Origin of the sequence: Oricola thermophila (assembly GCF_013358405.1) — a bacterium.
In the GTDB taxonomy this organism is placed as follows: domain Bacteria; phylum Pseudomonadota; class Alphaproteobacteria; order Rhizobiales; family Rhizobiaceae; genus Oricola; species Oricola thermophila.
In genome coordinates this window covers 3,789,819-3,799,617 of sequence record NZ_CP054836.1, presented here as the reverse complement: position 1 = coordinate 3,799,617, position 9,799 = coordinate 3,789,819, and the positions used below count along the sequence as shown (strand labels likewise).

17 protein-coding genes are annotated in these 9,799 nt (G+C 65.3%); 3 read left to right on the top strand and 14 right to left on the bottom strand.

Annotated elements, in window-relative coordinates; genetic code table 11:
* Position 1: 1 nt before the first annotated feature.
* The 14 genes from HTY61_RS18365 to HTY61_RS18300 all read right to left on the bottom strand — a co-directional run bounded on the left by HTY61_RS18365 (position 2) and on the right by HTY61_RS18300 (position 7,667).
* The gene (locus HTY61_RS18365) at positions 2-220 is read right to left on the bottom strand and encodes a hypothetical protein (RefSeq protein ID WP_175278168.1); all 219 of its coding nucleotides are present in this window, start codon (positions 218-220) and stop codon (positions 2-4) included.
* Positions 221-389: 169 nt separating this feature from the next.
* Positions 390-641 (bottom strand): hypothetical protein, encoded by a 252-nt coding sequence (locus HTY61_RS18360; RefSeq protein ID WP_175278167.1) that lies wholly within the window; start codon positions 639-641, stop codon positions 390-392.
* 27 nt (positions 642-668) lie between these two features.
* On the bottom strand, positions 669-899 hold the full coding sequence (locus HTY61_RS18355; RefSeq protein ID WP_175278166.1) for a hypothetical protein: 231 nt from the start codon (positions 897-899) through the stop codon (positions 669-671).
* Positions 896-1,264, bottom strand: coding sequence for an HNH endonuclease signature motif containing protein (locus HTY61_RS18350; RefSeq protein WP_246272853.1), 369 nt, complete (start codon positions 1,262-1,264; stop codon positions 896-898). Before HTY61_RS18350 ends, HTY61_RS18355 begins: the two co-directional genes overlap by 4 nt.
* 191 nt (positions 1,265-1,455) lie before the next feature.
* Positions 1,456-1,986 (bottom strand): single-stranded DNA-binding protein, encoded by a 531-nt coding sequence (gene ssb / locus HTY61_RS18345; RefSeq protein ID WP_175278165.1) that lies wholly within the window; start codon positions 1,984-1,986, stop codon positions 1,456-1,458.
* Positions 1,970-3,532 carry a DNA cytosine methyltransferase gene (locus tag HTY61_RS18340; protein ID WP_175278164.1) on the bottom strand — a complete coding sequence of 521 codons (1,563 nt, stop codon included), beginning with the start codon at positions 3,530-3,532 and terminating at the stop codon, positions 1,970-1,972. Before HTY61_RS18340 ends, ssb begins: the two co-directional genes overlap by 17 nt.
* Positions 3,522-3,710 (bottom strand): hypothetical protein, encoded by a 189-nt coding sequence (locus HTY61_RS18335; protein WP_175278163.1) that lies wholly within the window; start codon positions 3,708-3,710, stop codon positions 3,522-3,524. Before HTY61_RS18335 ends, HTY61_RS18340 begins: the two co-directional genes overlap by 11 nt.
* Entirely contained in the window at positions 3,707-3,991 is a 285-nt protein-coding gene (locus tag HTY61_RS18330; protein WP_175278162.1) for a hypothetical protein, read from the bottom strand. The genes HTY61_RS18335 and HTY61_RS18330 overlap by 4 nt, the downstream gene beginning before the upstream one ends.
* A gap of 14 nt (positions 3,992-4,005) precedes the next feature.
* Entirely contained in the window at positions 4,006-5,151 is a 1,146-nt protein-coding gene (gene dnaN, locus HTY61_RS18325; protein WP_175278161.1) for a DNA polymerase III subunit beta, read from the bottom strand.
* 5 nt (positions 5,152-5,156) lie between these two features.
* Positions 5,157-5,468, bottom strand: a complete 312-nt coding sequence (locus HTY61_RS18320) for a hypothetical protein (RefSeq protein ID WP_175278160.1) — start codon at positions 5,466-5,468, stop codon at positions 5,157-5,159.
* Positions 5,469-5,486: 18 nt separating this feature from the next.
* Complete coding sequence (locus HTY61_RS18315; RefSeq protein WP_175278159.1) at positions 5,487-6,110, bottom strand: hypothetical protein; 624 nt, start codon at positions 6,108-6,110, stop codon at positions 5,487-5,489.
* Entirely contained in the window at positions 6,107-6,634 is a 528-nt protein-coding gene (locus HTY61_RS18310; RefSeq protein WP_175278158.1) for a hypothetical protein, read from the bottom strand. Before HTY61_RS18310 ends, HTY61_RS18315 begins: the two co-directional genes overlap by 4 nt.
* A 12-nt stretch (positions 6,635-6,646) precedes the next feature.
* Positions 6,647-6,916, bottom strand: a complete 270-nt coding sequence (locus HTY61_RS18305; protein ID WP_175278157.1) for a hypothetical protein — start codon at positions 6,914-6,916, stop codon at positions 6,647-6,649.
* 94 nt (positions 6,917-7,010) lie between these two features.
* Complete coding sequence (locus tag HTY61_RS18300; protein ID WP_175278156.1) at positions 7,011-7,667, bottom strand: XRE family transcriptional regulator; 657 nt, start codon at positions 7,665-7,667, stop codon at positions 7,011-7,013.
* A gap of 122 nt (positions 7,668-7,789) precedes the next feature.
* Between HTY61_RS18300 and HTY61_RS18295 the strand changes: the two genes are divergently transcribed.
* From HTY61_RS18295 to HTY61_RS18285, 3 genes are read left to right on the top strand one after another with little or no spacing between them, the layout of a single operon-like run.
* Entirely contained in the window at positions 7,790-8,056 is a 267-nt protein-coding gene (locus tag HTY61_RS18295; RefSeq protein ID WP_175278155.1) for a hypothetical protein, read from the top strand.
* A 52-nt stretch (positions 8,057-8,108) separates the two neighbouring features.
* Positions 8,109-9,326: a DUF7146 domain-containing protein gene (locus HTY61_RS18290; protein WP_175278154.1), complete on the top strand. Its 1,218-nt coding sequence runs from the start codon at positions 8,109-8,111 to the stop codon at positions 9,324-9,326.
* A complete protein-coding gene (locus tag HTY61_RS18285; protein WP_175278153.1) occupies positions 9,323-9,799 on the top strand; it encodes a hypothetical protein in 477 nt (158 codons plus the stop codon). Before HTY61_RS18290 ends, HTY61_RS18285 begins: the two co-directional genes overlap by 4 nt.

The following is a 9,799-nucleotide window of genomic DNA, read 5'->3' as shown; positions in this document are numbered from 1 at the left end:
CTTATTTTGTAGACGCCTCAATGAAGATCATTGCGTCGCGCATGGCATCCTGCCAACGCCTGCGTCGGCCGATTTTCATATCGACCTCGATTTCTGACGTTTTGCCGCGCAGAAACCATTCGCCGCCGTCGATCTCCATCTCGAATTCGCCGTCGCCGAAGTGGATCGTATGCCTGATATTTGGAACATCGGTCGTGATCTCCAATTTGTGCTCGGCCATCGCCTCGTCCCTTATTGTGCAGCTAGTAGCAGGCCAAGAAACAGGCCGGCGACGATTATCGAAAGAATGAAGATCGCAGCGAGCATCGGGCTACCTTCTCTGATAATGCGCTCCGATGGTGGCGGCGGAGGGGGCGGATATGAATCATCGCGCATGCCAATGTCCCTTTCTATGCAGCCTTGGAGACCCGGAAGTACGGTGACTTCACGTTTGCTAATTCAGCGATTTCGCGCTCACATGCAGCCATCGCCGCTTCGGCGCTGTTGAACATCCGAATGCCGCCTTTTTCTCCGCGCAGCATCATGCCGAAAGGAGACGCGACCCAACGCCGACCGTGAAGCCAGACTTTAGCGCCGCTCTCGCTCTGCCGATATTCGCTAACCGTGCCGTTTGGATACTTGCTTGATTGTTCCCAAGCCATGCTCGTGTCCCTCATTCTTCAGGTTGCCTAAACAGTCACCCGGCACGGTGACGGCGGAGATCTGCGTCGGCTCGATCGACGGGCCAAGGCGGCGTCGATACGTGCGTCAACATCGACCAGTCGCTCGCGTTCCCGCTCGAGCCGTTCGAAAATCGGGAGATACTCCATGCCCTGCTCGCCATGCGCGCGCATGAGCGCGGCAAGGTCGGCCAAGGCCTCGTCAATCTCCTCGATCGTCACCGGCCCGCGTGGTTTCATTTGCGCCAGTTCCCGCGCCGTTGCGGCTTGCGTCCGTTGCGACGTCGGCAGTTCTCGCTCGCAGTCACGATGTCCATGTGAGTCCACTCGAGGCACCGGCGGTTGCCGCATTCATGGTCGATCTGCTTTTTCCCCGGTATGTAGCCGAGGAAGTGATTTGCGATGACCAGGTGCACGGCGACCGTCTGGCCGTCGAGCGACATGCGCGGATATCCGCCTCCCCGTCCGTCGCCCGAATCCGGCCCTTGCCATTCGAGGCAGCCGATTTCCTGTCCCGGCTGCCGCGGCCTGCGGACGCAACGCGCAAGGATCTTTTGCAGGATCGCGTTGCGGCGATCGGCCAGTTTCGCGCGATCCCGCATCATTGGCGGCTCGTCGACTCTGCCAGTCGGGCAATCCTGCGAAGGCGAGCCAGTTCAAGTATGACCCGATCTTCCGACAGGCGTCCGCGAAAGCTGGCGGATGCGGGTTTGCCGCTCGGCGCGACATAGGTTGCGCGGGTGACGAACCCGGCGGGCGTTTCCGTTATCCATACATGCATGGTCGGATCCCCGCCCTAGAACGGAATTTCGTCATCCATGTCGCGCACGAAATCGGTTCCGCCGCGTTGTTCCATGTGCTGGCGCGTGCGCTCCTCGATCCGGCTGCGCTCGTCGTCGCGGCCGGATGCCGCGCCGTAGCTTTCGCGTCCATAGGCGCGGGCCTGGCTTTCCGCCCTGTCCTGCCCGCCGCCGCCGGGCTGGCCGAGCATGGTCAGCGTGCCGTCGAATTTCTGCAGAACGATCTCGGTCGCATAGCGATCGTGGCCGGACTGGTCCTGCCATTTGCGCGTCTGGATCTTGCCCTCGACATAGACCTTCGCGCCTTTTTTCAGGTAGTCCTCGGCGACCTTGGCGATATGCTCGTTGAAGATGACGACGCGATGCCACTCGGTGCGCTCGCGCTTTTCGCCTGTCGTCTTGTCCCGCCACGTTTCCGACGTTGCGATCGACAGGTTGACGACCGGATCGCCCGAATTCAGGCGGCGAATCTCGGGATCGGCGCCGAGATTGCCGATCAGCATGACCTTGTTAAGCGAACCGCTCATGTGCTTGACCTTTCTCGTTGCGGTTGATTTCGCGCGCCGGCTCGGCGCGGCGTTTCAGGAATTCGCAATTCGCGGCGACGAGCGCCTGCGCCGGATGCGGCGATACGGAATTCCCGCATTTGTGAACCTGGTGAGTCTTCGGGATCGGCTTGCCGTCGATGCCGCGGTCGATCACGTAATCGTCGGGGAAACCCTGCGCGCGGAACAGTTCGCGCGGGGTCAGCATGCGCATTCCGATATCGACGATCACGTAATCCGTCCCGCCGATCTCCACCGTGACGAGTCCGAACCGGTCGCGCGTGGTGACGGAATGGCAGGGCTCGTCGACGCCCTGGCCGATGCCGGCGCCGTAATACTTCACCATGAAGGACGCGACGAGGGCGGCGTGCGTTCCGCCTGCGCAAACGGTCGGAAGCGGCTCGCCGGGCGAGCCGTCACGGCGGTCGCTGCCCTTCATCGAAAGCATGTGCGCCGCGACGACCGTCTGTTGCGTACCGCGCGTGGTGATCGTCGACAGCGGTGCGCGTGCCGGGCGGCCGACCATGTCGGAATTGTGCTGCGCGAGGAACGCCGCGACGACCTGGTTCTGGTCCTTCGGGCTTGCGGCGATCGTATGGATCGGCGCCGTCGCCGGCCGCGTCGAACCGCCATGCTGCGCGGCCGATATGATCGGCACGACAAGCGCCTTTTCCGGCGACGCGGTGACGGTGCCGATCGGCTCGCCGAGCGGGTAATCGCGTTTGCCGCCGGAATAGCCGTGCGCGACGGAAACAAGGAACGGATCGACCGCGTCGAGAACGTATCGTTTCACGCCCTGTGCAATGCGCTTCATCGTCGCCGGCGCCAGCGGGCGCACGGCGCGCACGCCGTGCTTGCGCATGATCTCCTCCGACGTGTCGAAGATCGAGGGACACGGGACCGACCAGTCGATGATTTCGGCAGCCGTGCGATACGGCTTCAGTTTTCCGGCGAGGACACGCGGATCGTCGGGCGCGCCATGTGTCGGCTTCGGCCAGACGATCGGCTTCCCGTCGCACCGCATGACGATGAACAGGCGCTTGCGGATCGTCGGCGCGCCGTAATCGCATGCGCGCAGTTCGCGCATTTCGATGCGATAGCCGTGCTGCCTAAGCTGCCGTTTCCATGCGTCGAAATCCTCCCATGTGCGGAACTCCTCGACGTTTTCCATGATGATGACGCGCGGCTTTTTTCGCTTCAGTTGCCAGACGAACTTGACGATCGTCCAGGCAAGACCGCGCACCGAAACCGATGTCGGGGCGCCGCCGCGGGCCTTGGAAAAATGACGGCAATCCGGCGAGGCCCATAGCAGGCCGATCGGCCGCCCGCGCGCATATCTGTCGAGGTCGACCTGCCAGACATTTTCCGGCAGGTGATCGCATTCGGGGTGGTTCGCCGCGTGCATGGCGAGGGCCACCGGATCATGATTGATGGCGACGTCCGGCGACCGGCCGAGCGCCATTTCGATTCCCGTCGATGCGCCGCCGCCGCCGGCAAAGCTGTCGACGATCAGGTAATCATCCATCATCGCCGCGCCTCCTGGCGTCCGCGCGGGCGCCTTCCTTGGCAAGATGCAACGTCCGGCAAACGGCGTCCTCGCGTACATTCAGAAGGTCGGCGATTTCTTTCGTGTTGAATTGGCCACCTGCCCAAAGAACGATCGCCGCGACCGCGTGATTGCCAGTCAGGTATCCGGTGCCGGTCATCGCCGCGCCCCATTGTCGCGCTGCAGGACGCGCAGTCCGGCTTCCCGCTGTCTGTCGACGGCTGTCTGCCAGTCGCTACCGGATCGCGCGCCGCGCTTGCGCATTGCTGCGACCGCCTCGTCGAACCTTTTTTGTGCGGCATTCAGCCGGTTGATCCGGTCGCAGGCCATGCGGTTTGCCTCGGCCTTGGCGATTTCTGCCTCCTCGACGGCTGCGATCGCTTCCTCGAGGTCGATCTGCGCCGATTTCAGGTCCGGCGCTCCCGTGGTCTTGTCAGCCATGTCATTTGACCTCCTCACCTGATCCGCATGGGCATGACGACGGCGAGGAAATCCTCGTCGTTCGGGTTCTCGATCCGCATTGGCGACCCGGCATCGGCGGCGTCGATGATCGCGACCTCGGCGCCGCGGTCCTTCATCGTCGCCAGTGTCGCGCGCAGATATTTTCCGTTGACTCCGCGCGCTCCCCATGCGCCGGCGAATTCGGCCGGCACGGCGTCGGCTGCCTCCGACCGGTCGCCCTGGACGGCGATCGTCATGACGTCGCCATCCTCGGCAAGCTTCAGGCCGGATCTTTCCTTGTTGTCGTCGCTGGCCGCCTGCACCTTCAGCACGCGGTCGAGCGCGGCGATCATCTCGGCAAGATCGAATGTCGCGGTGATTTCACGCGCCTTCGGGATAACGCGCCGCCACTCTGGATAGGTCGCGTCGATCAGCTTCGACACGATCCGCTCGTCGCCGGCCTCGGCCGCGATCAGCCGGTCGCCGATCTGCAGCGTTACCGGCGCGTCGCCGGCCTTGGCGGCGAGGCGCCGGATCTCGGCGACGGCCTTGTTCGGCACGATGATTCCGTCCCTGGCAAAGCCGTTCGTCGCGAAGCCTTCCGGCGCCTCGATCGAGGTCGTGTGCAGCCGGTGCCCGTCCGTCGCGGCGACGACAAGCCGCCCGTCTGCAACCTGCAGGTTGATGCCCTCGAGATAGTATCGCGTCTCGTCCTTGAGCGGGGCGGCCGGGGCGACGGCCGCGATCAGCCCGGCAAGCGCATTGCCCTCGATTTCCGCCGCGCCGTCGAATGCCTGTTGCAGCCGCGGGAAATCCCCGCCCGGCAGGATCTGCGACTGGAAGCGGGACCGGCCGGCGCGCGCGCAAACCGTCTGTTCGTCGATCGCGAATTTCACTTCCGCGCGGTTCACGGATCCCGCCGCCTCGACGATGTAGGGTGGCACGCAGGCGGCCGGCATGGCGTCGAAGCCGTCGCCCGGCTCGACCTTCACGGTCAGCGAACATTCGAGGTCAAGGTCGCTCGCCGTTACCGTGACGGTGCCCTCGCCCGGCTGGAAATGGTACATGCCGACAATCGGGATGGTGTTTCTGCGCTCGGGAACGCCCTTCAGCGCCGAATGAACGCCGGCCGCGGCTTTCGGTTCGATCGTGAATGTCATGCCGATCACTCCCCCGCCCGGTGCTCGATCACGGCATGCGGGGCAGCGAGGCGAAGGCCGGTCGCCTTGATCCGTTCGCGCGGGGCCGGCTTGTCGTTCTCGAGTTCGACGCCGACGACCTCCTCCCAACGCATGGCGGGGACGCTGGTCGATCCGCCGACGATCAGCCGGGCGAACCCGCTGCGGTGTTCGGCATAGAGCCCGCCGGCGCGCTGATAGAGCGGCACCTGCCTGTAGACGCCCTTTTCCGAAACGATCACGCGGGCATCGGGGATGACGGTAAACAGGTCCATTTCTGCAAGCTTCGGATTTGCCATGACGGTTCTCCCTTCGGATCAGGCGATGCGGCCGGCGGCCGGGCATAGGGTTTTCAGGCGGGCGCGGTATTCGTCGGCGGCCCTGGCCGTCGGCCAGATGCGCAGCGCGCCGCGCAGGCGCAGCGGCTCGGCCTTCTCGATCGCGGCATTCCACCGCCGCGGGCAGTTGGCGAGCAGGTGACGGCGCTCGGTTGCCAGCATGCGCGTGTCGTATGCCTTGACGATGCGCACCTGTTCGGCAGTCGGCAGCGGCGTTCCGCATGCCCGGAAGATCGCCGCGTCGGCGCGACGCTTGGCCTCGGCGATCACCGAAATGATGCGGCTGTCGCCGAACAGTTCGATCTCGACCTCGGCCAGCCCCTCGACCGCCGGCGTCGTGATGTCGCCGATGATGAATTCATGCGCGTCGTGGAGCAGCGCGATTGCGGCGAGATGCGCGTCGCCGGTTTCCTCGAGAATGACGTCGGCCATGACCGCGCAATGCTGCGCGACGGTATAAACGCCGCCGGGCACGGCGCCGTCGAACCGCGATATGCGCGCCAGCGTTTCCGGCAGGTCGATCATGACGTCGATTTCACCGGCGGCGGGCCGCGACACCGTGATCGCCCGGCCGGTGAGACTCTGTTTCCATGCTTTTGTCATCGCGCAGCCTTTCCTTTCGCGAGTTCGTTCACGGCCGCGCGGGCGGCCTTTTGCCTTTCGGATTTCAGAAGGGGCAGCCGGCGGAGAAACTGGTCGAGGCGCTCCTCGACGCGGCGCAACTGGAATGACCAGGGGTCGACCCTGTAGGCGGCAACAGCCCGGCAATATGCGCGCCATTCGCTGCGCATGGTCGGGCTGTCCGTCGCGCCGGCGGTCAACGGCATGGCGTCGGGGTTTGCCGACCGCACCTTCACGATGATGCCGTCGATCCGGTCGAGGCCGTCGTCGCGCCGGTTCATGCGCAACTCGGCATGATAGGCGGCCGTGTATGCATGCTCGATGATTTCCGCTGCCGTGAAGCCTGCGCCGGCCAGATCGTCGAATGTGACGCTGCCGGCCGCGGCAATGTGTTCGCGCATGAATTCCGCCATGCGGTCGACAACGCCGCCGGCGGGCGGGGAGGAGATACCCGCCGGCGGATGCGCCACCTCGGCGGCGCTGGTTCTCGATTGAAGCGCGTGCATCGCGACCTCCCTTCAGGCGGGAAGCGTCGCCGCGCAGGCGGCAATGCCGATGATGGCAATGGAGGCGATCAGCACGGCCTCGACAAAGGCGGCATGTCGATTGTAGCGCGCTGCGCGCTCGGCCGCGGCACCGGTCAGGCCGGCGTCGTCGTCGAAGATGCTGTCCGCCCCGCGCGCCGCGTCAAGGCGGTCAACGGCCTCGCGCAGCCGACGGCCTGCTTTCGCCGGATCGAAGGCGAGACGGCCGAAGGGTTTCGGGTGGATGGTGGATGGTGTCTGCATGATTCCCGCTCCATGATTGACCATGGGGCGGGATTGATAACGGAAAAATCCGTATCGTCAACAGTAAAACGGAATTTTCCGTAATTTTTACGTATCAGCTAAGCAGGTCGTTAAGGGTCATGATGCGGTGGACGGCGGAGACCTCGGCGCGCGGAAAGCGCATTTCGGCCGGCGGGTTGTATTGCCGCGCGACGATCTCGTCGGCCGTCGTCGCGACATATTCCTTCACCCATGCCTCCGTCGCGCCGGTATCTGCGGACTTGCACTGGATGACGACGCAATCGCCGGCGCGCGGCGGGCGGTGCGGCGCTATGATCACGACATCGCCGGGATAGTAGCGCGGCTGCATGGATTCGCCGACGACATAGAGCGCATAGGCATCGCGCGCGCCTTCCAGCCCCGGCGGACAGGATAGCCAGTCGATGACATCGGTGCCGAGATGCATCGCGCCGTCGTCGCGGCCGGCCGCGGTGCCATAGACCGGGACCGTTCGCGGGCGCGCCGGGCGCTCCTCGCCTTCACCATCCGGCATCACCGCCTCGTCATTCCCCTGGAGCCAAGCAACAGTGACTCCAAGCTCGCGGGCGATCGCGACCAGGGCATCGGCGCTCATGCGCTTCTTTCGACCGGTCAGGAAGTCGCGAATGAAGTCGACACCGTGACCGGCGGCACGCGACACGCTGGCCGCACTGCGGCCGGTTTCCTCGAGGCGCTGGCGGATTCGGGCCGAAACGATTTCCCTGTTCGTCATTGTCAAGCCCCTGCCTTTCGTTCTGTTATGTTGCCCACAAGTGAATACGGAAATCTCCGTAAAGTCAATTTTACGGATTTCTCCGTTGACAATACGGAACTTTCCGTATTCCTTCGGCGGCCATGGAATCGCCGATCAAGACATTGCCCGACGAGCAAACCACCCTCGCCCGCGTGGCGCAGGCCGTGGCCGCGGACGGGCGTCGCGTAGCCACGATCGAGGTCGCCGCCGGCCTGAAGCGCGACGGGTTGCGAGATTTCCTCAATGGACGCAAGCGCAAGCTTGCGCTCGTCGATGCTGCGCTTTTGGCGGATGAACTTGGCGTCTCCCTTGACTGGCTGGCCGGCCGCGACCGCCCGCGCGAAAACGGCGCGGAGGGCGCGACATGATCGCGGCGCGGATAGCATTCGCCGGCCTCGACGCGCAACAGGCGGCGCGGACATGAGCGCGGCGCAGCGTTTCCCCGACCGGGTTGTCGCCGCCGCCAGGCAGGCGGACGTCGCCGCGCTGGCCGCGCGTTACGGCTTTTCTGCGCGTGCCAATGCCGGCGGCGAGGCGGTCGGCCCCTGCCCCGGCTGCGGCGGGCGAGACCGGTTTTCCGTCAACCATCGAAAGAACATCTGGCGCTGCCGTCAGGGCGGCGGCGACCCGATCGGCGGTGATGCGATCGCGCTCGTGCAGCATGTCGAGAACTGTTCGTTCGTTCGCGCTGTCGAGATACTGACCGGAGAGGAGGTGCCGGCCGCGCCCGATCCGGCGGCGCAGGCCGCGGCACGGGAAAAGGCGCGGCGCGAGGCCGACAAGTTCCGCGAAAAGGAACGCCGCCGGGCTTTCGCGCTATGGCGCGAGTCTCATGTGCCGGAGCGGTTCGGCGGCATGGTGGAGTCCTATCTCGCCGGTCGCGCCATCGACCCGGATCTCGCGCGCATGGAAGGCGCGCATTGCCGCGAACATGACGCGCTGCCGTTCTGGCATTTCGTCGATACCGGCCGCGTCGACACGAACGGGCGGCCGGTCAAGGAATGGCGGGTCATCCATGTCGGCCCGGCAATGGTCTGGCCGATCGTCGATCGCGACGGGCGGTTCCTTGGCATTCATGCGACGTGGATCGACCCGGAAACGCGCCGCAAGGCGGAAATATTCGATCCCGACACGGGCGAGCAGCTGCCGGCGAAAAAGGTGCGCGGATCGAAAAGGGGCGGGCGCATCGTGCTGCGCCTGCCGGATTGGCGCGGTTGCGACGAGGCGGTCGCCGGCGAGGGAATCGAGACCTGCCTTTCGTGGTTCGCCATCAATCGCCGCGATGTGTTTCTCGATTGCGCCGTCGACCTCGGCAACCTTGCCGGCCGCGCGGCGCGCACCGTCCGCCATCCGACGCAGACGTTTCAGCGTCGCGACGGGCGCCGCATGCCCGTGCGCGTGCCCGGCCCGGATCCGCGGCCCGACGACGACCCGGCGAAGCTTTACGCCCCGCCTGCGGGCGTTGCCCGGCTGACGCTGCTCGGCGACTCCGATTCCGACACCTTCGCGACGCGCGCGGCGATGTTGCGCGCGCAGGCTCGGCTTTCTTCCGATGCCCTGGCGGTCGCAACGGAATGGGCGCCGGCCGGGCACGACTTCAACTCCTACCTGCAACGCATTCGCGAGGATGACAGATGAGCGCGACATTCGACCCGCCGATTTACCGCTTCACCGTGCGCGCGCCGGAAAGCCGGCACAACGCAATTCGCCTCGCCGCCGCCCGTCACGGCATGACGCCCGGCCAGATGGTGCAGGCGCTGTTCGATCGCATCGACCTGACCGCGCTCGATGGCGAGGTCGCCAAGGCGGCCGCGCATCACAAGGCCCTTTTCCCCAAAACGCGCGAAACGACGCGCGAACTCGCCGAGCGGGCAAAATCGGTCGGACTCTCGGTGCGCGAGTTGAAGGTGTTTCGTGCGCTGGCCGACATGGCCGGCGTCGGCGGCATCGTGCGCCCGATGGCAATGGACATCGAAACGAGGTCGGGCGTTGCCGCATCCCATGTCGAGGCCGCCTATCAGGTGCTGCTTGACAAGGGGTTCATTGCCGTCGCGCCCTCGACGGGCCGCGGCCGCCGCGCCTTCACCATCTGCCGCATGCCTGAAATTTGA

What these genes read in the sequence shown, in the direction of transcription:
- HTY61_RS18365 (WP_175278168.1), bottom strand. Translation starts at nt 220, where the DNA reads ATGGCCGAGCACAAATTGGAGATCACGACCGATGTTCCAAATATCAGG.
- HTY61_RS18360 (WP_175278167.1), bottom strand. Translation starts at nt 641, where the DNA reads ATGGCTTGGGAACAATCAAGCAAGTATCCAAACGGCACGGTTAGCGAA.
- HTY61_RS18355 (WP_175278166.1), bottom strand. Translation starts at nt 899, where the DNA reads ATGAAACCACGCGGGCCGGTGACGATCGAGGAGATTGACGAGGCCTTG.
- HTY61_RS18350 (WP_246272853.1), bottom strand. Translation starts at nt 1,264, where the DNA reads ATGATGCGGGATCGCGCGAAACTGGCCGATCGCCGCAACGCGATCCTG.
- ssb (WP_175278165.1), bottom strand. Translation starts at nt 1,986, where the DNA reads ATGAGCGGTTCGCTTAACAAGGTCATGCTGATCGGCAATCTCGGCGCC.
- HTY61_RS18340 (WP_175278164.1), bottom strand. Translation starts at nt 3,532, where the DNA reads ATGATGGATGATTACCTGATCGTCGACAGCTTTGCCGGCGGCGGCGGC.
- HTY61_RS18335 (WP_175278163.1), bottom strand. Translation starts at nt 3,710, where the DNA reads ATGACCGGCACCGGATACCTGACTGGCAATCACGCGGTCGCGGCGATC.
- HTY61_RS18330 (WP_175278162.1), bottom strand. Translation starts at nt 3,991, where the DNA reads ATGGCTGACAAGACCACGGGAGCGCCGGACCTGAAATCGGCGCAGATC.
- dnaN (WP_175278161.1), bottom strand. Translation starts at nt 5,151, where the DNA reads ATGACATTCACGATCGAACCGAAAGCCGCGGCCGGCGTTCATTCGGCG.
- HTY61_RS18320 (WP_175278160.1), bottom strand. Translation starts at nt 5,468, where the DNA reads ATGGCAAATCCGAAGCTTGCAGAAATGGACCTGTTTACCGTCATCCCC.
- HTY61_RS18315 (WP_175278159.1), bottom strand. Translation starts at nt 6,110, where the DNA reads ATGACAAAAGCATGGAAACAGAGTCTCACCGGCCGGGCGATCACGGTG.
- HTY61_RS18310 (WP_175278158.1), bottom strand. Translation starts at nt 6,634, where the DNA reads ATGCACGCGCTTCAATCGAGAACCAGCGCCGCCGAGGTGGCGCATCCG.
- HTY61_RS18305 (WP_175278157.1), bottom strand. Translation starts at nt 6,916, where the DNA reads ATGCAGACACCATCCACCATCCACCCGAAACCCTTCGGCCGTCTCGCC.
- HTY61_RS18300 (WP_175278156.1), bottom strand. Translation starts at nt 7,667, where the DNA reads ATGACGAACAGGGAAATCGTTTCGGCCCGAATCCGCCAGCGCCTCGAG.
- HTY61_RS18295 (WP_175278155.1), top strand. Translation starts at nt 7,790, where the DNA reads ATGGAATCGCCGATCAAGACATTGCCCGACGAGCAAACCACCCTCGCC.
- HTY61_RS18290 (WP_175278154.1), top strand. Translation starts at nt 8,109, where the DNA reads ATGAGCGCGGCGCAGCGTTTCCCCGACCGGGTTGTCGCCGCCGCCAGG.
- HTY61_RS18285 (WP_175278153.1), top strand. Translation starts at nt 9,323, where the DNA reads ATGAGCGCGACATTCGACCCGCCGATTTACCGCTTCACCGTGCGCGCG.